The following is a 19619-nucleotide window of genomic DNA, read 5'->3' on the forward strand; positions in this document are numbered from 1 at the left end:
ACGAGCTAAAGGGTTCAGCACCACTCAGGCACTGGTGATTCTGGCCCGTAAACTTGCTCGGGTCGTATTCGCACTACTAAAGGGGCAGAGCGAATACCAGCCGAAAGCAAGTTGAGGGTTTCCCCTAAACCATAGAATCTCCCACAGTGGTTTGTGCAGCTTTCAAAATTCAATTCGCTTTATGTACCAACGGACTCCGATGAACCTCTCGCGCCTCGCCCTGCCCCTCCTGCTGCTGCCAACCGCCAACGCCCTGGCCGACACCTTCGAACGCGATCAGGCCCTGAAGCTGCCGGACGTGCTGATCAGCGCCAACCGCCAGGTCGAGGCGCGCAACGACAGCAGCGCCGCCAACACCGTGTTCACCCGCGAAGACATCGAGCGCCTGCAACCGAGCAGCGTCACCGATCTGCTGCAACGGGTACCGGGCGTACAAGTCGCGCAAACCGGCGGACGCGGCAGCCTGCCGGGAATCTACATTCGTGGCACGCAATCGGCGCAGAGCCTGGTGCTGGTCGACGGCCAGCGCATCGGCAACGCCACCTCCGGCGACAGCAACCTGCAACACCTCAACATCGAACAGATCGAGCGTGTCGAGGTACTGCGCGGATCGCGCTCGGTCATTTACGGCAGCGACGCGATCGGCGGGGTGATCCAGATCTTCACCCGGCGCGGCGGCGAACAGGGCCTGCAGCCGCGGATGCATGTCGGCTTCGGCAGCAATCAGACCTGGGAGCGCAGCGTCGGCCTCTCCGGCGGTGATGAGAAAACCCGCTTCAACCTCGGCGCCAGCCTCGATGAAACCGCCGGCCTCGACCGCACCCACGATTCGTATCCCAGCGACAGCGATCACGATGCCTACCGCAATAAATCCTTCAGCCTGAGCCTCAGCCATGCGCTGACCGATGACATCGAAGTCGGCGCCAACCTGCTGGATAACCGTGGCAAAAGCGAATTCGACAACCCGTTCGGGCGCTTCGACCCGGTGACCTTCGACTCCCTCCAGCAGCAGCCCTACAGCGATTTCGCCGTCAGCAGTTTCAGCAGCTACATCGACGCGCGGATCAATGAGCGCTGGAAGTCGCGCCTGGAGCTTGGCCACAGCGAAAACCGCGAGAAGTCTTTCGACAAGCTCAGCGACGAGCGCTCGGTGTTCAACACCTACCGCGACTCGGTGACCTGGCAGAACGACCTGACGCTGGATTCACGCAACAGCCTGATCCTCGGCGGCGACTGGTACGAAGACCGGATCAACAGCAGCACCGAGTTCGCCGAAGACAGTCGCTGGAACCGCGCCGCGTTCATCCAGCATCGCTTCCAGGCCGACAGTTTTTCCACCGAACTGGGCCTGCGCCGTGACGACAACCAGCAGTTCGGCGGCCAGAACAGCTGGAGCGGCACGCTGACGTTGCCGGTCAACCCGGACAACGACCTGTTGCTCAGCTACAGCGAAGGCTTCCGTGCGCCGACCTTCAACGACCTGTACTACCCGGACTTCAGCAATCCCGACCTGAAACCGGAAACCTCGAAAAGCTACGAACTGCAATGGCGCAGCCAGTTGAGCGACAGCACTCGCCTCGAAGCGTCGCTGTATCGGACCGATCTGGAAGACGCGATCATCTTCGGCAGCAACTCACGCCCGGAAAACGTCGCCTCGGCGCGGATCAACGGCTTCGAAGCAGCGCTGAAACAGCAGCTGTTCGGCTGGCAGAGCAATCTGGGCGTGGCGATCATCGATCCCCGCGACCGCGACACCGGCCACACATTGGCGCGGCGTGCCCGCCGCACCTTGAGCTGGGATCTGGATCGGCAATTCGACCGCCTCGGCCTCGGGGCCAGTTGGCAGGCTGTCAGCAGCAGTTATGACGACCTCAACAATCAACAACCGCTTGGCGGATACGCGCTGCTCGGGCTGCGCAGCAGCTGGGCGCTGAACCGTGAGATCAAGCTGGATTTCAAGGTCGATAACCTGCTGGACAAGGGTTACAGCCGGGCGCTGTACAGCCATGACGGCAGTCAGTATGGCTATCGCGAGGAAGGTCGGGCGTTCATGTTCGGCGTGACCTGGACGCCGCAGCTCTGATCCGGGATTTTCGCTGCCTTGACGGGCCTCATCGTCGGATCGCCGCCCGGAGCAAGCTCGCCCCCACAGGTTCAGCCCGATACTTGTGGGAGCGAGCTTGCTCGCGAATGCAGGCGCTGCGGTCTCAGCGGTCTGGCGCGATCAGTTGGCAAAGCTTGGCGGTCGCTTCGATCATCTGCCCGCTCGGACGCTCCAGACCTTTGTCGGTGACCAACAGCAGCTGCCTGTGCTTCACCGCCGCCACCTGCGGCCAGGCATTCCACGCATTCAGTTGTGGCTGATCGCCGGCCAGAATCACCTCGGGATCACGCTGTAAAACCGCCTCGATGCTTACCTGCGGCGCGGGCAGGCTCAAGTCGCCGAACACGTTGCGCGCACCGCACACTTCAAGCGCATCGCTGATGATCTGCCCGCCGCCGATGGTGTACAGCGGCTTGTCCCAGACTTGATAGAACACCCGCAGAGGCACTTCCCGCCGGTAGCGCTGGCGCAGTTTATCGAGTTTTTGCCGCAACTCGCGGGCCCGTTCGACCCCACGCACAGGACGACCGAGCTGCGTCGCGATGGCTTCAATCTGCGCGGCCAGCTGTTCGAGACTGCGGGGTTCGGCAACGAAAGTCGGGATATTCAGGCGCTTGAGCTGATCGCGCTGGGCCGGGCCGACACTGCCGGGCCACAACAGTAACAAGTCAGGCTTGAGGCTGAGCAGCCGTTCCATGTCGAGCTGGCCGTAACGGCCCACCGAAGGCACGTCCTTGATCGCGGATGGCCGCTCACCGGCATCCAGCACCCCGACCAGCAGGTCGGCCGAATCCAGTTCAACCACGATTTCCGACAGGGAGGGCGCAAGGCTGACCACCCGCAGGGCGGCCAGCGTTTCACCGCTGACGGCCAGCAGCAGAACCGCCAGCCAGAGACGCCGCATCAAGCGAGTTGACGCGGGATACGGTAGAGGTAGAACAGCACCGCCGTCGACAGCGCCAGCAACATCAGCGGCACCGCTTCAAGGCCGACGAACACCGCCAGCGCGCCGATCCAGGCCGGCAGCGCCGCGACCACAAATGCACGGCGAAGGCAGGCTGCCAAGGCAATCCAGGCAGCGGGTTCTTCAGGGGTATCGAGGGCTTTTTGCGTGGCGATCAGCGCATGTTTGTAGCGCCCGAAAAACTTCAGGCTGACAAACATCGAGGCCACGCCAGCGATAAAGAAAGGCATCGCCAGGACCGGCAGAATCGCCTCGCCCTGGCCAAACACTCCGTTGATCACGAACAGCGGCACCAGCGCCAGCGCCAGGTATTTCCACCAGGCGATCGCCAGACGGCGCCGCACTTGTCCGCGGGTCACGCCCGGTCTACCTCGCCCTGATGCTCGTTGCCCATCATGTGGTCGAGCTTGCTGGCCTTGGTCGCCAGATAGAGTTTGTTGTGCGGGTTATGACCGGTGTGCAGCGGAACGCGCTCGGCGACGACGATGCCCATGTCGGTCAAGGCTTTGACCTTGCGCGGGTTGTTGGTCATCAGGCGCAGGGACTTGACGCCCAGATGCTCGAGCATCGGCAGGCACATGGCGTAATCACGCTGGTCGGCGGCAAAGCCCAGGCGCTCGTTGGCTTCAACGGTATCGGCGCCGCCGTCCTGCAATTCGTAGGCACGGATCTTGTTCAAAAGACCGATGCCGCGCCCTTCCTGACGCAGATACAGCAACACGCCACGACCTTCGCGAGCGATGGCCTTGAGGGCGCCTTCGAGTTGCGAACCGCAGTCGCAACGCTGGCTGAACAAGGCATCACCGGTCAGGCATTCGGAGTGCAGACGGCCGAGTACCGGGGCACCGTCGGCAATCTCACCCAGGCTCAGCACAACGTGCTCGCGGCCGGTGGCTTCATCGAGAAAACCGTGCATGGTGAATTGCGCAAAAGGAGTGGGCAGCTTGGAAGCGGCGACAAAAACGACAGGCACCGGTGTGCTCCTGATCTGAAAAGTCCGAGATTCGCTGGGCGGCATTGTAACAGCACGTTCCTACAGGCGCTTAGGCTGAATTATCGGCCATAACGATCAAAAAGTTTGATTACAGGCCCTTCGTTATCGCCCTTACTCGAACGGATACGGCTGTTTCCAGCGCTCGAAGATCGGCTTCAGCTCGCCGCTTTTAACCAGTTGCTCGATGCGCTGGTCGTAGATCGACATCAACGCCCGGGCTTGCGGGGTGTCGGCGAAACCGAGGTACAGCGGCAGTTCCGCCAGATGTGAATAACGGTATTGCGAAGGATCGGCGGCGTTTCTGACTACCGCTTCGATTTCCGTCAGCGCATCGATGTAGTAATCCGCCCGCCCCTGCTTGAGCATCGACAGGATCCCGGTGCGGCGCTCGATCTGGTTGAAGCGTTTGACGTTCGGCAGGTAGGTTTCGTAGCGATAGCCGCGTACCCAGGCCAGTCGGTATTTGCCCAGCGTCGCCTGGGTTGGCGACGGATTGCTGGCCAGGCCGAGCGCGTAGATGTGGTCGGAATCGAAATTCCATTTCGGGTACAAGACCTGCTCGGCTTCACCGCGGTAAGAACCGACCAGTGCGTCGACTTCCTTCAATTGCACCAGCCCGACCGAACGGGTGTAGGGCACGGTGCGGATGTCCAGGGTTACGCCGGCCGGCTCGAAGACTTTGCGCAACACATCCCAGCCCAGCCCATGGCCATCGGCGGCGGTGTAGTCCTCCCAATCTTCACTGGCCAGATGAATGACCGACGGCGGTGCGTCCTGTGCCTGGGCCACGGCGCCAAGCAAGGTCAAAACCACTATCGCCAACCAGCGTCGAGTCATCCCTGCGTCCCTCATCCACGCCTGGAAATCAGGCGAAAAGCCACACCAGGCCCTGCATCGCCAGCCAGGCGAACACGCCGGCCAGCACATCGTCGAGCATGATGCCGACGCCGCCGTGAACGTGCCGGTCGATCCAGCGGATCGGCCACGGCTTGAGAATGTCGAAGAAGCGGAACACCAGGAACCCGGCGAGCAACCAGTACCAGCCTTCCGGCACCAGCCACAGGGTGATCCACATCCCGACCATTTCGTCCCAGACGATGCCTTCGTGGTCGTGCACCCGCAGATCGTCAGCCACTTTGCCGCACAGCCAGAAGCCGAACAGCATGGTGATTCCGAGCATCAGCCAGTAACCCCAGTCGGGCAGCATCTGCCACAACGGGATAAAGGGTAGCGCAACTAACGAGCCCCAGGTGCCCGGCGCCTTGGGCAAGGTGCCCGAGCCGAAGCCGAACGCGAGGAAATGCCAGGGATTGCGCCAGACCGACGGCGGAACGAATTCGGCCGGAACCTGTTTCGGGTGATCTGTCACGGTGACTCCTGAAAATGTTGATAGCCCCGGATTTGCGGGGTGATGTCGTGCCCGTCGCGGTCCAGCAGCACCACGCCCTGGCCCTGCGTCACGCGGCCGATCACATGGATCGGCCAGCCATCAGCCAGCAGCGCCGGCAACTCGACGGGCGGCAAGGTGAAGGCCAGCACATAATCGTCGCCACCGCTCAACGCCGCGCGTTCGGCGCCGCGCTGACCGAGAAATGCCACCAGCGCATCCGACAATGGAACACGCTCACACTCGACTTCGAGGCGCACCTGCGAAGCCAGTGCGATGTGACCGCAATCGGCGAGCAGGCCATCGGAGATGTCCAGCGCCGAGGTGGCCTTGCCACGCAGGGCCTGGCCGAGGGCGAGTTGCGGTTGCGGCGACCAGTAATGATCGAGCAGCGGTTGGGCAATATGGGGTTCGGCGTCTCGCTGCCCCAGCACCAGCGGCAAGGCCCCGGCGGCATTGCCCAGTTCGCCGCCGACACACAGCAGATCGCCCGGCTGCGCGCCGCTGCGGGTCAGCGCTTTGCCGGCCGGGACGCGGCCGAACACCGTGACGGTCAGGCTCAACGGCCCGCGCGTCGTGTCGCCGCCGACCAGCGCCACGCCGCAGCCCTGCGCCATGCGGTTCAAACCACGGGCATAGGCTTGCAGCCAATCGGCGGTCACCGTCGGCAAGGTCAGGGCAAGGGTAAAGGCAACGGGCGTGGCGCCCATGGCAGCAAGGTCGCTGACCGCCACGGCCAGCGAGCGCTGACCGAGCAGAAACGGATCGCAGGGATCGGCGAAATGCACGCCGGCCACCAGCGTATCGGTGGAAACCGCCAGCTGTTCCCCGGAGGGAATTGCCAGCAAGGCGCAGTCATCGCCGATCCCCAGTGCAACGCCTTCGCCGCCCTGCGCACAAGGCGCGGCGGCGAAGAAATTGCGGATCAGCTCAAACTCGCCCATGGCTGAGAAGAAGTATTCAAGCGCCGATCAGCGCTTGAACGCCTTCACTTCAGCTTCACGCAGGCGCGGAGCCAGCTTGTCGAGCACGCCGTTGACGAACTTGTGGCCGTCGGTCGAACCGAACACCTTGGCCAGTTCGATACCTTCGTTGATCACAACGCGGTACGGCACGTCAACGCGCTTGAGCAGTTCCCAGGTGGACAGGCGCAGAACCGCCAGTTCAACCGGGTCCAGCTCTTCGATCGCCAGGTCCAGGCAAGGCGTGAGCGCGTTGTCGATTTCGGTCTTGAACTGCGGAACCCCGTGCAGGATTTCGCGGAAGTAGGCACCGTCGACATCGGTGAAATCGTTATCGACCCGGAACTGCGCTTCGATCTCGTTCAACGACTGCCGAGCCATGTGCCACTGATACAGGGCCTGGGTCGCGAGCTGACGGGCTTCGCGGCGCTTGGCGCTTTTCGATGGTTTGCCGGCATCCGCAGGTTTCGGATCGCGCGGGTTGAAACGATCGCTTTCGTCGCTAATCACTTGGCCTCCAACTGCGCCAGCAGGCTGACCATTTCCAGAGCGGACAGGGCAGCTTCAGCACCTTTGTTGCCGGCCTTGGTGCCGGAACGTTCGATGGCTTGCTCGATGGAATCAACGGTCAGGACGCCGAAAGCGACCGGTACGCCGAATTCCATGGACACCTGGGCCAGGCCCTTGGTGCACTCGCCAGCCACGTATTCGAAGTGCGGAGTGCCGCCACGAATGACCGCGCCCAGGGCAATGATTGCTGCGAACTCGCCTTTCTGGGCGACTTTCTGCGCAACCAGCGGGATTTCGAAGGCGCCAGGTGCGCGGATGATGGTGATGTCGCTTTCGCTCACGCCGTGGCGAACCAGGGCATCAACTGCACCGCTGACCAGGCTTTCAACCACGAAGCTGTTGAAGCGGCCCACTACCAAAGCGTAGCGGCCTTTAGGGGCGATGAAGGTACCTTCGATGGTCTTCAGGGTCATTCGTCAGATCTCTTAAAGAGCCGGGACGCGTCTGTTTCGCGTCCCTCAGTGATTTATTTGCCGCGAATACAGGGCCGGAAACAACCGGTCATTATTCGGAGGGCACGTATTCTACAACTTCCAGATCGAAACCGGATATCGCATTGAACTTCATCGGCGCAGACATCAGGCGCATTTTGCGCACGCCGAGGTCACGCAGGATCTGCGAACCGGCACCGACGATGCTGTAGGTGGTCGGTTTTTTCACCGTCGCCTGATCGCCGGTTTCACGGATGTGCGCCAGCAACACGTCGCCATCCAGCGGGTGACCCAGCAACAACACCACACCGCTGCCGGCCTCGGCAACCGCAGCCATGGCGGCGCGCAGGCTCCAGCGGCCCGGTTGCTTGACCATCAACAGGTCGCGCAGCGGGTCCATGTTGTGCACGCGAACCAGGGTCGGTTCTTCGGCGCAAACAGTGCCCAGGGTCAGTGCCATGTGCACGTCGCCTTCCACGGAATCACGATAGGTCACCAGGTTGAATTGGCCCAGTTCGCTGTCCAGCGGCTGCTCGGCAATCCGCTGAACGGTACGTTCGTGGATCATCCGGTAGTGAATCAGGTCGGCGATGGTACCGATCTTGATGTCGTGCTCAGCAGCAAAGGCTTCCAGCTCGGCGCGACGGGACATGGTGCCGTCGTCATTCATCACTTCGCAGATCACGCCGCTTGGCTCGAAACCGGCCATGCGTGCCAGGTCGCAGGCCGCTTCAGTGTGACCGGCTCGGGCCAGGGTGCCACCGGCCTGGGCCATCAGCGGGAAGATGTGGCCCGGGCTGACGATATCTTCAGCCTTGGCGTCTTTCGCAGCCGCCGCTTGCACGGTGCGCGCGCGGTCAGCGGCGGAGATACCGGTGGTCACGCCTTCGGCCGCTTCGATCGAGACGGTGAACTTGGTGCCGAAACCGGAACCGTTGCGTGGCGCCATCAGCGGCAGCTTCAGGGTTTCGCAGCGCTCGCGGCTCATCGGCATGCAGATCAGGCCACGGGCGTACTTGGCCATGAAGTTGATGTGCTCGGCCTTGCAGCACTCGGCGGCCATGATCAGGTCGCCTTCGTTCTCGCGGTCTTCGTCATCCATGAGGATGACCATCTTGCCTTGGCGGATGTCTTCAACCAGTTCTTCGATGCTATTGAGCGCCACAAGGCACCCCCTTCAGTCAGGATTTGAGGTAGCCGTTGGCGGCCAGAAAGCTTTCAGTGATGCCGCCAGACGTTGGCTCTGCAGCCTTGTCGCCCAACAGCAGACGCTCGAGATAACGCGCCAGCAAGTCGACTTCCAGGTTCACCCGGCGACCTGGCTTGTAGGACGCCATGATGGTTTCGCTCAGGGTGTGCGGAATGATCGTCAGCAGGAATTCGGCGCCATCGACCGCGTTCACGGTCAGGCTGGTGCCGTCGACGGTGATCGAGCCTTTGTGGGCGATGTACCTGGCCAGCTCTTTCGGCGCGCGGATGCGAAATTCCACGGCGCGGGCATTGTCGCTGCGCGAGACCACTTCGCCGACACCGTCGACGTGACCGCTGACCAGATGGCCGCCGAGACGGGTGGTCGGGGTCAGGGCTTTCTCCAGGTTGACCGGGCTGCCGCTTTTCAGGTCATTCATGGCGGTGCAGTCGAGGGTTTCGCGACTGACGTCGGCAGCGAAGCCGTTGCCCGGCAGTTCCACGGCGGTCAGGCACACGCCGTTGACCGCGATGCTGTCGCCGAGTTTGACGTCGCTCAGGTCGAGCTTGCCGGTTTCGACATGCACCCGCACATCACCGCCCTTTGGGGTCAGTGCGCGGATACTGCCGATGGATTCGATGATGCCGGTAAACATGGGGTTCTCCTTGAGAACGAAGCCAGCGCTAACGCGATGGCCGGGAATTATACGCTCGCTGATCAGACAGGGATTGCAGTGACTCGCCAGTCATCGCCAACCGCGCGAATTTCAGTGATTTTCAGCTCCGGCGCATCCTTCATATAAGCGAGCGGCCAGTCCAGAAGCGGACGCGCCGTGGAGCCGAGGAACTTGCCGGCGATGAAGATCACGAACTCATCGACCAGACCGAGCTGGGCAAATGCGCCGGCCAGTCGCGGGCCGGCCTCGACCAGGACTTCGTTGACACCTCGGTTGGCCAGCTCGATCAGCAACTGATGCAGATCGACCTGACCATCATCGCCCGGCACGTTCAGGCATTCCGGGCCGTTGGCGTACTGTTCTTCGATGGCCACGCAGGTGGCGACCAGCGCCGGGCCGGCCTTGAAGAACGGCGCATCCAGCGGCACTCGCAGACGCCCGTCGATCAGCACCCGCAGCGGCGGACGGCTCAGGGCCAGCGCGGTTTGTTCGTCATCCAGCCCCAGCTCGTCGCCGCGCACCGTCAGGCGTGCGCCATCGGCCAGCACCGTGTCGGCACCGGTCAGTACCACGCTGGCCTGGGCGCGCAAACGCTGCACTGCAGAACGCGCGGCCGGGCCGGTGATCCATTGGCTCTCGCCGCTTTCCATTGCCGTGCGGCCGTCGAGGCTCATGGCCAACTTGACCCGCACAAACGGCAAGCCGTGTTCCATGCGTTTCAGAAAACCTTGATTGAGCTTGCGCGCTTCAATTTCCAGTACGCCGCTTTCGGTGGCGATACCGGCATCGGCCAGACGCTGCAGACCGCGTCCGGCGACTTGTGGATTCGGATCACGCATTGCCGCGACCACCCGGCCAACACCGGCGTTCACCAGCGCATCGGCGCACGGCGGCGTGCGGCCGTGGTGGCTGCAAGGTTCGAGGGTGACGTAAGCGGTCGCGCCCCGGGCCTGCTCACCGGCGGCGCGCAGGGCGTGGACTTCGGCGTGCGGTTCGCCGGCGCGTTCATGCCAGCCTTCGCCGACAATCTGCCCGTCGCGCACGATCACGCAGCCGACCCGTGGATTGGGATGAGTCGTGTAATGCCCCTTGCGCGCCAGTTCCAGGGCCCGGGCCATGAAGCGGGCGTCGAGGATGGCCTGCTCGGCGGCGGTGGTCATTCTTTCACCGGTTCACGGGCAAGGCGGTCGATCTCTTCGCGGAATTCGTTGAGGTCCTGGAAGCGGCGGTACACGGATGCGAAACGGATGTAGGCGACTTCATCGAGCTTTTTCAGCTCGGCCATCACCAGTTCGCCGACCACGAGGGATTTGACCTCGCGCTCGCCGGTGGCGCGCAGCTTGTGTTTGATATGGACCAGCGAGGATTCGAGGCGCTCGACGCTCACCGGACGTTTCTCCAGGGCGCGTTGCATGCCGGCGCGGAGTTTTTCTTCGTCGAACGGTTGGCGGCTGCCGTCGGTTTTGATCAGGCGCGGCAACACCAGTTCGGCCGTCTCGAACGTCGTGAAACGTTCGCCGCAGGCCAGGCATTCACGCCGGCGGCGCACCTGTTCGCCCTCGGCGACCAGACGCGAGTCGATGACCTTGGTGTCGTTGGCACCGCAGAAGGGACAGTGCATGGTGGCTGGCAACAAAAAAAGGGAGGGCCATGGTAGCGCATCCCGGTGGCAAGACAAGCCATAGGCTTTGCGGTATACAGACTGCCATGATCGTTTGATCCATGGATTTCATTTTGCTGGAGCCGCCAATGTCCTTACGACCGCTCGTTTTGCTCAGTGTTTTCAGCCTGCTGGTGGCCTGTGGCAGCGATGCGCCCAAGCCTCAGCCGCCAACACCGGGCCCGGCGCCGCAACAGGCGCAGAAAAAAGCCCGGGAAGCCGCCGACCTCGGCCCGCTGCCCGCGTATCAACGGGAACTGAGCGGCACCCTGCAAGGCGTGCCGGCCGGCGCCGAAGTCGAACTGGCGCTGCTGGTGATCGACGCCAAGGATCGCCCGCAACAATTGCTCGCCAGTTCCAGTCTGATCGGCAACAACCAGATTCTGCCGTTCCACCTGCGCTTCAACCCCGACGCTTTCCCGGTCGGCGCGCGGGTTGAATTGCGCGGCCGCGCCAGCCAGTCCGGCCAGTTGATCCTGCACCTGCCGTCGCAGACCATCACTCAGCCGACCACCCAGGCCCTGGGCCAACTGCAATTTGTCAAAGCACCATGAATGCACCGCAAGACCTGCAACGGTCGCTGGGCCAATTGCTCGGTGACGCGCGACTGAAGGCCTGTGCGTTGCCGGACACCGATTTGCGGCTGTGGCTGATTGACGGCGACAACATGGCGCGCGAATTCAGTCAGGAAGAAACCCAACGCATCCTGCATGAACCGCCCTACTGGAGTTTCTGCTGGGCCAGTGGTCTGGCAGTGGCGCGGTATCTGGCGGCGTTTCCCTCGTGGGTTCGCGGCAAGCGGGTGCTGGATTTCGGCGCTGGTTCCGGGATCGCCGGGATCGCGGCGGTGAAGGCCGGCGCACTGGAAGTCGTGGCCTGCGACCTGGATCCGCTGGCGATTGCCGCCTGTCGGGCGAATGCCGAACTCAATGATGTGCAGATGAGTTATTCCACGGATTTCTTCGCCGAAGCGGATCGCTTCGATCTGATCCTGGTGGCCGACGTTCTGTATGACAGGGAAAACCTGCCGCTGCTCGACGCCTTCCTGAGCCGTGGCCGCGAAGCGCTGGTGGCGGATTCGCGGGTTCGGGATTTCCGGCATCCGCTGTACCGGCGCATCGAAATGCTCGAAGCCATGACCCTGCCGGATCTGGCCGAGCCCGAAGAGTTTCGCCATGTCAGCCTCTACCATGCGGCCCGTGCCTGACCGTATAGTTGCCCCATTCACGCTTTCACGAGAGACCCCATGAGTCAGCAAACGCCGTACATCTTCGACGCCACGACGGCCGACTTCGACCAGTCGGTGATCGAGGCCTCCTTTCAAAAACCGGTGCTGGTGGACTTCTGGGCCGAATGGTGTGCGCCATGCAAGGCGCTGATGCCGATGTTGCAAGGCATCGCCGAGAGCTATCAGGGCGAGTTGCTGCTGGCCAAGGTCAATTGCGATATCGAGCAGGACATCGTCGCCCGTTTCGGCATCCGCAGCCTGCCGACCGTGGTGCTGTTCAAGGACGGCCAACCGGTGGACGGCTTTGCCGGTGCGCAACCGGAATCCGCGGTGCGCGCCCTGCTTGAACCGCATGTGCAGATGCCGGCACCGTCCGCCGCCGATCCGTTCGAACAGGCTCAGGCACTGTTTGACGAAGGCCGTTACGCCGACGCGGAAGCGACACTGGTGACGCTGCTGGGCGAAGACAACACCAACGCCAAGGCACTGATTCTCTACGCTCGCTGCCTGACTGAACGCGGTGAACTGGGTGAGGCGCAAACCGTGCTCGACGCGGTCAAGAGCGACGAACACAAGGCTGCACTGGCCGGTGCCAAGGCGCAGATCAAGTTCCTCGGCCTGGCCCGTGACCTGCCGGATGCCGCCGACCTGAAAAGCCGTCTGGCGCAGAACCCGCAGGACGATGAAGCGGTGTATCAACTGGCGATCCAGCAACTGGCCCGTCAGCAATACGAAGCGGCGCTGGACGCACTGCTCAAGCTGTTCATCCGCAACCGCAGCTACAGCGAAGGTCTGCCGCACAAGACCTTGCTGCAAGTCTTCGAGCTGCTGGGCAACGATCACCCACTGGTGACCGCTTACCGGCGCAAGGTGTTTGCCGCGCTGTACTAAGCGCTTATTCGATCCAGCTGTAGAGCGGCGTATCACCGCCGCTCAGCACTTTCACATCGGCCGAATGACGCAGGCGCACCAGCAAGCGCTTGCCCGCCGCTGCGCTGCCGGTCAGTCCTTCGAGCTGATCCAGCACCTCCGGCCCGCTGAGTTGCCCGGCCTTGCGCAGCAAATCCCTGGCGACCTGCCACAACGCGTCATCCTGATTCACCGGTTTCGCCGCAGACGCTGCAGCAGCTTGCGGCTGGGCGGCCTGCACCGGCATACCCAACTGCGCACCGAGCCGCGCCCAGTCGCTTTCATCCAGTTCCAGGGTCAAATCCACCGGCAACGCACCGACGGTTCCGCGTATCCGCACCATAACTTCGCTCCCGCACATTTCTGACCTGCATGCTCCCATGGGACTTGTATAACGCCAAGCGGGCGGGCAAACTCTGCGCACTTTCGTTATAAGATTACATAACAAACTCTTCACTTTACTTCCCGGAGACCGCCATGCGTCGTCTGCTGCTCGCTTTGCCGTTTGCCCTGTTGCCGCTGGCCATCGCCCATGCCGCCGATGAGCATGATCACGACCATGAGCACGGCAGCCTCGGTGCCCACGAACATGGCGTCGGTCGTCTGAACGCCGCCCTCGACGGCCAGACCCTGGAGCTGGAGCTGGAAAGCCCGGCGATGAACCTCGTGGGTTTTGAACACGTCGCCACCAGCGATGCCGACAAGGCCAAAGTCGCCGCCGCTCGTGCGCAGCTGGAAAAACCGCTGGCGCTGTTCAGTCTGCCGGCCGCCGCCGGTTGCAAAGTCACCAGCCAGGAACTGGAAAGCCCGCTGTTCGGCGACAAGCCGGATGCCGACGACCACGACGACGAAGAAGAAGCCGGCAAGGATGGTCACGAGCATCATCATGACCACAGTGAAATCCACGCCCACTACCAGTTCAGCTGTGCAGCGCCGGGTGCGTTGAAAACCCTCGATCTGGCAAACCTTTTCAATACCTTCCCGGCCACCCAGAAAATTCAGGTACAACTGATCGGCCCGAGCGGCCAGCAAGGCACGGAAGTGACGGCCAAGGCCGCCGCCCTGAAGTTCTGATACGAAACGGCGCCATGACCCAAGCACTCATCGAACTGTCTGACCTGGGCTTCAACTGGCCCGGTCACCCGCCGCTGCTGGATATCCCGGCATTTCGCCTGGAAGCCGGCGAAACCCTGTTCCTCAAGGGCCCCAGCGGCAGCGGCAAGACCACCCTGCTCGGCCTGCTCGGCGGGGTGCAGAAACCCGGTCGCGGCAGCATTCGGCTGCTCGGCCAAGAGCTGACCGAACTGGGTGCCGGCGCCCGCGATCGTTTTCGCGTCGATCACACCGGCTACATTTTCCAGCAGTTCAACCTGCTGCCGTTTCTCTCGGTGCGCGAGAACGTCGAGCTGCCGTGCCACTTCTCAAGGCTGCGTGCCGAGCGTGCGAAGCAGCGCCACGGCAGCGTCGATCAGGCTGCCGCCACCCTGCTCGCCCACTTGGGCCTGAAGGACGAAAGCATCCTGAGCCGCCGCGCCGATTCGCTGTCGATCGGTCAGCAACAGCGGGTCGCCGCGGCCCGAGCGTTGATCGGTCAGCCGGAACTGGTGATCGCCGACGAACCGACCTCGGCGCTGGATTACGACGCCCGGGAAAACTTCATTCGCCTGCTGTTCGCCGAGTGCCGCGAAGCGGGATCAAGTCTGTTGTTCGTCAGCCACGACCAGAGCCTGGCGCCGCTGTTCGACCGTCATCTGTCCCTGGCCGAACTCAATCGCGCCGCCACGTCTGCCGAGGTCTGAGATGTATCTGTTCCGTCTGGCCATGGCCAGCCTCGCCAACCGGCGTTTCACCGCTCTGCTCACTGCTTTCGCCATCGCGCTTTCCGTCTGCCTGCTGCTGGCCGTCGAGCGGGTGCGCACCGAAGCCAAGGCCAGTTTCGCCAGCACCATCAGCGGCACCGACCTGATCGTCGGCGCCCGCTCGGGGTCGGTGAACTTGCTTCTGTACTCGGTATTTCGCATCGGCAACGCCACCAACAACATCCGCTGGGACAGCTTCGAACACTTCGCCAGCAACCCGAAGGTGAAGTGGGCGATCCCGATGTCCCTCGGCGATTCCCATCGCGGTTACCGGGTGATGGGCACCACCCAAGCCTATTTCGAGCATTACCAGTACGGTCGCCAGCAACACCTGGAACTGGCCGACGGCCGCGCCTTCGCCACCGATCCGTTCGAAGTGGTGCTCGGTGCCGAAGTGGCCGAGGCCCTGCATTACAAGCTCGGCGACAAGCTGGTGCTGGCCCACGGCGTGGCGGCGATCAGCCTGGTCAAGCACGACGACAAGCCGTTCACCGTGGTCGGGATTCTCAAGCGCACCGGCACCCCGGTGGATCGCACGTTGCACATCAGCCTCGGTGGCATGGAGGCTATCCACATCGACTGGCACAACGGCGTGCCGGCCCGTGGTAACGGTCGGATCAGCGCCGATCAGGCACGCAACATGGACCTGACGCCGCAAGCAATCACCGCGTTCATGCTCGGCCTCAACAGCAAGATCTCCACCTTCGCGCTGCAACGGGAAATCAACGAATTCCGTGGCGAGCCGATGCTGGCGATCCTGCCGGGCGTGGCCTTGCAGGAATTGTGGAGCCTGATGAGCACCGCCGAAAAAGCGTTGTTCGTGGTCTCGCTGTTCGTGGTGCTGACCGGGTTGATCGGCATGCTCACGGCGATTCTCACCAGCCTCAACGAACGTCGCCGCGAAATGGCGATTCTGCGCTCGGTGGGCGCGCGACCGTGGCATATCGCGAGCCTTTTGGTGCTGGAAGCGTTCGCTCTGGCGCTGACCGGGGTGATCGCCGGGCTGGCGTTGCTGTACCTCGGCATCGCCGCCGCTCAGGGTTATGTGCAGGCCAATTACGGCTTGTATCTGCCGCTGGCCTGGCCAAGCGAGTATGAATGGACGCTGCTCGGTGGCATTCTGGCTGCCGCGCTGCTGATGGGCAGCGTGCCGGCCTGGCGCGCGTATCGCCAATCCTTGGCCGATGGCCTGTCGATCCGTTTATGAGGATGTTCACCATGCCCCGCGCCGCCCTTGCGCTGCTGATGCTGGTTGCCCTGCCCGTCTGGGCGGCGGCACCGAAAGACCTGACCTGGTCGGAGATGATCCCGCCGGACGCGGCGCCCGAAGTGCCGAACATGACGCCGCTGCATGACCTGTCGAAGATGGGCGATGCGCTGTCGGCCGAGTCCGCGCCAGCGGCGAAACAGGACATGCCCAACGCCCCGGTAGTGCAAAGCCTCGACGGCCAGAACATTCGCCTGCCGGGCTACATCGTGCCGCTGGAAGTCAGCGAAGAAGGTCGCACCACGGACTTCCTGCTGGTGCCGTATTTCGGCGCCTGCATCCACGTGCCGCCACCGCCGTCGAACCAGATCGTGCACGTGAAAAGCGAACTCGGCGTGAAGCTCGATGAGCTGTATCAGCCGTACTGGGTCGAAGGGCCGTTGCAGGTCAAACCGTCCACCAGCGAGCTGGCGGATGCCGGCTATCAGATGGATGCGGACAAGATTTACGTCTATGAGCTGCCGGAGTAAATCCGGTCATTCTGTACTGTTTGGCCCATTGTCTTCGCGAGCAAGCTCGCTCCCACAGTTGACCGAGCTCTAATGTGGGAGCGAGCTTGCTCGCGAAGGGGTCGGCAAAGGTTCCACAAAAAAAACGCCCATCACTGTTTCATTGAGCTGAGTCAAAAGACCGTATCAGACGGATTCGTACCATAGGACATCAAACATTTTTAACGTCCTTTGGGAGCTTCCATGAACAAGTCCTTGCTCAGCGCCTCGCTGTTTGCCCTCGCGCTCGCAGCCCCGCTCGCCCACGCCCACGAAGCCGGCGACATCATCGTTCGCGCCGGTGCGATCACCGTCAACCCGAAGGCCGACAGCTCCAGCGTCAAGGTCGATCAGGGTCCACTGAGCGGCGCCAACCTGGGCGGCAAGGCGACCATGAGCAGCGACACCCAACTGGGTCTGAACTTCGCCTACATGCTGACCAACAACATCGGTATCGAGCTGTTGGCCGCATCGCCCTTCGAGCATGACGTGAAGATCAAGGGCACTGCCCTGCCGGCCGCCAATGGCAAGCTCGGGACCCTGAAACACCTGCCGCCAACCCTGAGCGTCGTCTACTACCCGCTGGATGCGAAGTCGGCCTTCCAGCCGTACATCGGCGGCGGCATCAACTACACCTGGATCTACGACGAGCACGTCGGCAGCGAAGCCCAGTCCAACGGCTTCAGCAACTTCAAGGCGAAAAACTCCTGGGGCTTGGCCTGGCAGGTCGGCGCCGACTACATGCTGACTGACAACATCATGCTCAACGCCCAGGTGCGCTACATCGACATCGACACCCGCGCCACCGTCGAGAACAACGCCGTGGCTCCGGGCACCCGTGCACGGGTGAATGTGGACGTTGATCCCTTCATCTACATGGTTGGTCTAGGCTACAAGTTCTGAAGAACGTTCACGTGGTGGTGAATGAGGCTTGGTGGCGGGCAGCTCAGAACTGACGGCGATGTTACGCCATCGACCGGGGAGCAAGCTCCCTCGCTACAGGAAACAGGTTTGAAACCCGAATTCCGGCCGTGAAAAAGGCGCCTGTCAAAAGGCGCCTTTTTCATGTCTGCAAGAAGCTCAGCGGCCGAGCAGACGGGCCAGGCCGACGTTCATCGGCGTTGGTGTCGGGCAGTTGAATCGCTCAAGCAACCGGCGGTTGTTCGCCCGCGAATGGCGGATGTCACCGGAGCGCGCCGGGCCGTAGCTGACGGGCGGCAACTCGCCGACCACCGCTTCGAGCGCGGCCAGCATCTGCTTGAGATTGGTCGCCTGATTCCAGCCGACGTTCACCGCACCGACATCCACTTGCGGCTTTTCGATTGCCTGCACCAGCACATCGACCAGGTCTTCGACGTACATGAAATCCCGGGTCTGCTCGCCATCGCCGAATACGGTGATCGGCAGGCCTTTCTGCGCGCGCTCGCTGAAGATGCTGATCACCCCGGAGTACGGCGAGGACGGATCCTGGCGCGGACCGAAGATGTTGAAGAAGCGGAAGATTGCCGGTTCCAGACCGTGCTGACGGCGGTAGAAATCGAAGTACTGCTCGCCGGCCAGTTTGTCCGACGCGTAAGGCGTCAACGGCGCCTTGGGCGTGTCTTCGTCAATCGACTCGCCTTCGCCATTGTTGCCGTAGACCGCTGCGCTGGAGGCATACAGCACACGTTTGACGCCGGCCTCGCGCATGGCTTCGCAGACGTTCAGCGTGCCGATGAAATTGCTCTGATGAGTCTTCACCGGATCATCCACCGACGCCTGCACCGATGCCACGGCAGCCAGGTGCGCGACTGCGCTGCAACCTTCCATCGCCCTGGCGACCAGCGCCGCATCGGCGACGTCGCCGACGATCAGCTCGACCCTGGGATTGTCCAGCGGCAGATTGCTGCGCTTGCCGGTCGACAGATCATCGAGGATCCGCACCGAATGGCCCTTGGCAAGCAGCGCGTCAGTCAGGTGCGAGCCGATGAAACCGGCACCGCCGGTGATTAAAACAGGGCCTTCAGCCATGACGATAAAACCTATCCAGTAAGCCCGGGAGCGCGGCACGCCAGGCGCGCGGCTTGATCCCGAAGGTGTGCAGAATTTTCTTGCAGGCGAGCACCGCGTGTTGCGGCTCTTCGGCAGCGTCCGGACGCGCGGCGTGGGCCTGGGCGGTCGGGGATTCGATGGCCAGCGGGTGCAGGCTGCGCGCTTCGGTGAGAATCGCCTGGCCCAGCGCCAGCGGTGTGGTCGCCTCGTGGCCGGCGTAGTGGTAAGTGCCCCACAGCGGCGCGGCGCAATCGAGTTGTTTGAGCACCGAGATGATCACTCGGGCCGCATCGTCGACCGGGGTCGGATTGCCACGACGGTCATCGGCCAGCAGCAATTCTTCCGGCTGTTCGGCCCGGGCCAGGAAGCGCCCGAGGATGCCTTCCGGGCTGTCGTCGAGCAGCCAGCCGAAGCGCAGCAGCACGTGTTGCGGGCAAGTGGCCCGTACGCTTTGCTCGATTCGCCACAACGCCTGACCGCGCAGGCCCAACGGCACCGGCTCGTCCTTTTCGCTGTAGGCGGTGGCGCGGGAACCGTCGAACACCCGATAGCTGGAAGGCTGCACCAGCACAATGTTGTGGTGCTGGCACAGTTCGGCCAGTCGCTCGATGGCGCGTTCCTGCCCGGCCAGACGGGTTTCGCTGACGGTCTCGGCCTGGAACCAGTCGAAATAGTAGGCAAGGTTGATCAATGCATCGGGACGGGTGTCGTCGAGCAATTGGGTCAGGCTCGCGGCATCCCAGCCGTCTTCGGGCGGGCGGGGGGCGAGGAAACCGATGTCTTCCTCTGCACCGAGGCGAATCAGCGCCTGCCCAAGGGCATTTCCGCCGCCCAGTAACATAAGGCGCATTCGCATAGAGTCAGCAGGCCCAGTCTGATTGGAACGATGGCTTTGGCGAC

The 19619-nt window shown here is 62.8% G+C and carries 24 protein-coding genes and 1 pseudogene; 10 read left to right on the top strand and 15 right to left on the bottom strand.

From position 1 onward, the window contains the following. Nucleotides 1-115, top strand: a pseudogene (locus CAF73_RS30630) (IS110 family transposase); the annotation flags it as partial. An 84-nt stretch (nucleotides 116-199) separates the two neighbouring features. After that, nucleotides 200-2083, top strand: a complete 1884-nt coding sequence (locus tag CAF73_RS27525; RefSeq protein ID WP_085705092.1) for a TonB-dependent receptor domain-containing protein — start codon at nucleotides 200-202, stop codon at nucleotides 2081-2083. Nucleotides 2084-2207: 124 nt separating this feature from the next. On the opposite strand, the gene CAF73_RS27530 is transcribed toward CAF73_RS27525, so the two are convergent. The 12 genes from CAF73_RS27530 to nrdR form a co-directional block, all read right to left on the bottom strand. Next, nucleotides 2208-3008 (bottom strand): cobalamin-binding protein, encoded by an 801-nt coding sequence (locus tag CAF73_RS27530; protein ID WP_085705094.1) that lies wholly within the window; start codon nucleotides 3006-3008, stop codon nucleotides 2208-2210. Then, nucleotides 3008-3427: an MFS transporter gene (locus CAF73_RS27535; protein WP_085697645.1), complete on the bottom strand. Its 420-nt coding sequence runs from the start codon at nucleotides 3425-3427 to the stop codon at nucleotides 3008-3010. Before CAF73_RS27535 ends, CAF73_RS27530 begins: the two co-directional genes overlap by 1 nt. Further along, nucleotides 3424-4041 (bottom strand): GTP cyclohydrolase II, encoded by a 618-nt coding sequence (gene ribA / locus CAF73_RS27540; RefSeq protein WP_007955551.1) that lies wholly within the window; start codon nucleotides 4039-4041, stop codon nucleotides 3424-3426. Before ribA ends, CAF73_RS27535 begins: the two co-directional genes overlap by 4 nt. Nucleotides 4042-4173: 132 nt before the next feature. Further along, nucleotides 4174-4899 carry an ABC transporter substrate-binding protein gene (locus tag CAF73_RS27545; protein ID WP_085705096.1) on the bottom strand — a complete coding sequence of 242 codons (726 nt, stop codon included), beginning with the start codon at nucleotides 4897-4899 and terminating at the stop codon, nucleotides 4174-4176. A 28-nt stretch (nucleotides 4900-4927) separates the two neighbouring features. After that, a complete protein-coding gene (locus tag CAF73_RS27550) occupies nucleotides 4928-5431 on the bottom strand; it encodes a phosphatidylglycerophosphatase A (RefSeq protein ID WP_085697647.1) in 504 nt (167 codons plus the stop codon). Further along, nucleotides 5428-6393, bottom strand: coding sequence for a thiamine-phosphate kinase (thiL, locus tag CAF73_RS27555; protein ID WP_085705098.1), 966 nt, complete (start codon nucleotides 6391-6393; stop codon nucleotides 5428-5430). Before thiL ends, CAF73_RS27550 begins: the two co-directional genes overlap by 4 nt. A gap of 27 nt (nucleotides 6394-6420) precedes the next feature. Continuing rightward, a complete protein-coding gene (nusB, locus tag CAF73_RS27560) occupies nucleotides 6421-6921 on the bottom strand; it encodes a transcription antitermination factor NusB (protein ID WP_007955566.1) in 501 nt (166 codons plus the stop codon). Beyond that, nucleotides 6918-7394 (bottom strand): 6,7-dimethyl-8-ribityllumazine synthase, encoded by a 477-nt coding sequence (ribE, locus tag CAF73_RS27565; RefSeq protein ID WP_003228649.1) that lies wholly within the window; start codon nucleotides 7392-7394, stop codon nucleotides 6918-6920. The genes nusB and ribE overlap by 4 nt, the downstream gene beginning before the upstream one ends. Before the next feature lie 91 nt (nucleotides 7395-7485). After that, entirely contained in the window at nucleotides 7486-8577 is a 1092-nt protein-coding gene (gene ribBA, locus CAF73_RS27570; protein ID WP_085697649.1) for a bifunctional 3,4-dihydroxy-2-butanone-4-phosphate synthase/GTP cyclohydrolase II, read from the bottom strand. A 16-nt stretch (nucleotides 8578-8593) separates the two neighbouring features. After that, on the bottom strand, nucleotides 8594-9256 hold the full coding sequence (locus CAF73_RS27575) for a riboflavin synthase (protein WP_085697650.1): 663 nt from the start codon (nucleotides 9254-9256) through the stop codon (nucleotides 8594-8596). A 62-nt stretch (nucleotides 9257-9318) separates the two neighbouring features. Beyond that, on the bottom strand, nucleotides 9319-10437 hold the full coding sequence (ribD, locus tag CAF73_RS27580) for a bifunctional diaminohydroxyphosphoribosylaminopyrimidine deaminase/5-amino-6-(5-phosphoribosylamino)uracil reductase RibD (protein ID WP_085705100.1): 1119 nt from the start codon (nucleotides 10435-10437) through the stop codon (nucleotides 9319-9321). Beyond that, a complete protein-coding gene (nrdR, locus tag CAF73_RS27585; protein WP_007906838.1) occupies nucleotides 10434-10898 on the bottom strand; it encodes a transcriptional regulator NrdR in 465 nt (154 codons plus the stop codon). The genes ribD and nrdR overlap by 4 nt, the downstream gene beginning before the upstream one ends. A gap of 128 nt (nucleotides 10899-11026) precedes the next feature. Between nrdR and CAF73_RS27590 the strand changes: the two genes are divergently transcribed. From CAF73_RS27590 to trxA, 3 genes are read left to right on the top strand one after another with little or no spacing between them, the layout of a single operon-like run. Next, the gene (locus tag CAF73_RS27590) at nucleotides 11027-11491 is read left to right on the top strand and encodes a YbaY family lipoprotein (protein ID WP_007955577.1); all 465 of its coding nucleotides are present in this window, start codon (nucleotides 11027-11029) and stop codon (nucleotides 11489-11491) included. Further along, nucleotides 11488-12144, top strand: a complete 657-nt coding sequence (locus CAF73_RS27595; protein WP_085705102.1) for a methyltransferase — start codon at nucleotides 11488-11490, stop codon at nucleotides 12142-12144. Before CAF73_RS27590 ends, CAF73_RS27595 begins: the two co-directional genes overlap by 4 nt. A 39-nt stretch (nucleotides 12145-12183) precedes the next feature. Then, nucleotides 12184-13056: a thioredoxin gene (trxA, locus tag CAF73_RS27600; protein WP_085697653.1), complete on the top strand. Its 873-nt coding sequence runs from the start codon at nucleotides 12184-12186 to the stop codon at nucleotides 13054-13056. A 4-nt stretch (nucleotides 13057-13060) separates the two neighbouring features. Here trxA and CAF73_RS27605 read toward each other — a convergent pair whose 3' ends face one another. Next, nucleotides 13061-13417, bottom strand: coding sequence for a hypothetical protein (locus CAF73_RS27605; RefSeq protein ID WP_085705104.1), 357 nt, complete (start codon nucleotides 13415-13417; stop codon nucleotides 13061-13063). Between the two features lie 134 nt (nucleotides 13418-13551). On the opposite strand from CAF73_RS27605, the gene CAF73_RS27610 reads away from it, so the two are divergent. The 5 genes from CAF73_RS27610 to CAF73_RS27630 all read left to right on the top strand — a co-directional run bounded on the left by CAF73_RS27610 (nucleotide 13552) and on the right by CAF73_RS27630 (nucleotide 17591). Next, nucleotides 13552-14148 carry a DUF2796 domain-containing protein gene (locus tag CAF73_RS27610; RefSeq protein ID WP_085705107.1) on the top strand — a complete coding sequence of 199 codons (597 nt, stop codon included), beginning with the start codon at nucleotides 13552-13554 and terminating at the stop codon, nucleotides 14146-14148. A gap of 14 nt (nucleotides 14149-14162) precedes the next feature. Next, on the top strand, nucleotides 14163-14873 hold the full coding sequence (locus CAF73_RS27615; protein ID WP_085705109.1) for an ABC transporter ATP-binding protein: 711 nt from the start codon (nucleotides 14163-14165) through the stop codon (nucleotides 14871-14873). Nucleotide 14874: 1 nt separating this feature from the next. Continuing rightward, complete coding sequence (locus tag CAF73_RS27620) at nucleotides 14875-16140, top strand: ABC transporter permease (RefSeq protein ID WP_085697656.1); 1266 nt, start codon at nucleotides 14875-14877, stop codon at nucleotides 16138-16140. Nucleotides 16141-16151: 11 nt separating this feature from the next. Then, the gene (locus CAF73_RS27625) at nucleotides 16152-16670 is read left to right on the top strand and encodes a DUF3299 domain-containing protein (RefSeq protein WP_085705132.1); all 519 of its coding nucleotides are present in this window, start codon (nucleotides 16152-16154) and stop codon (nucleotides 16668-16670) included. A 222-nt stretch (nucleotides 16671-16892) separates the two neighbouring features. Continuing rightward, a complete protein-coding gene (locus tag CAF73_RS27630; protein ID WP_085697657.1) occupies nucleotides 16893-17591 on the top strand; it encodes an OmpW family protein in 699 nt (232 codons plus the stop codon). A gap of 177 nt (nucleotides 17592-17768) precedes the next feature. Here CAF73_RS27630 and CAF73_RS27635 read toward each other — a convergent pair whose 3' ends face one another. Next, nucleotides 17769-18698: an NAD-dependent epimerase/dehydratase family protein gene (locus tag CAF73_RS27635; RefSeq protein ID WP_085697658.1), complete on the bottom strand. Its 930-nt coding sequence runs from the start codon at nucleotides 18696-18698 to the stop codon at nucleotides 17769-17771. Then, nucleotides 18691-19575: a sugar nucleotide-binding protein gene (locus tag CAF73_RS27640; RefSeq protein WP_085697659.1), complete on the bottom strand. Its 885-nt coding sequence runs from the start codon at nucleotides 19573-19575 to the stop codon at nucleotides 18691-18693. The genes CAF73_RS27635 and CAF73_RS27640 overlap by 8 nt, the downstream gene beginning before the upstream one ends. Nucleotides 19576-19619 lie beyond the last annotated feature (44 nt).

It is taken from the genome of Pseudomonas sp. B15(2017) (genome assembly GCF_002113215.1).
GTDB lineage: Bacteria > Pseudomonadota > Gammaproteobacteria > Pseudomonadales > Pseudomonadaceae > Aquipseudomonas.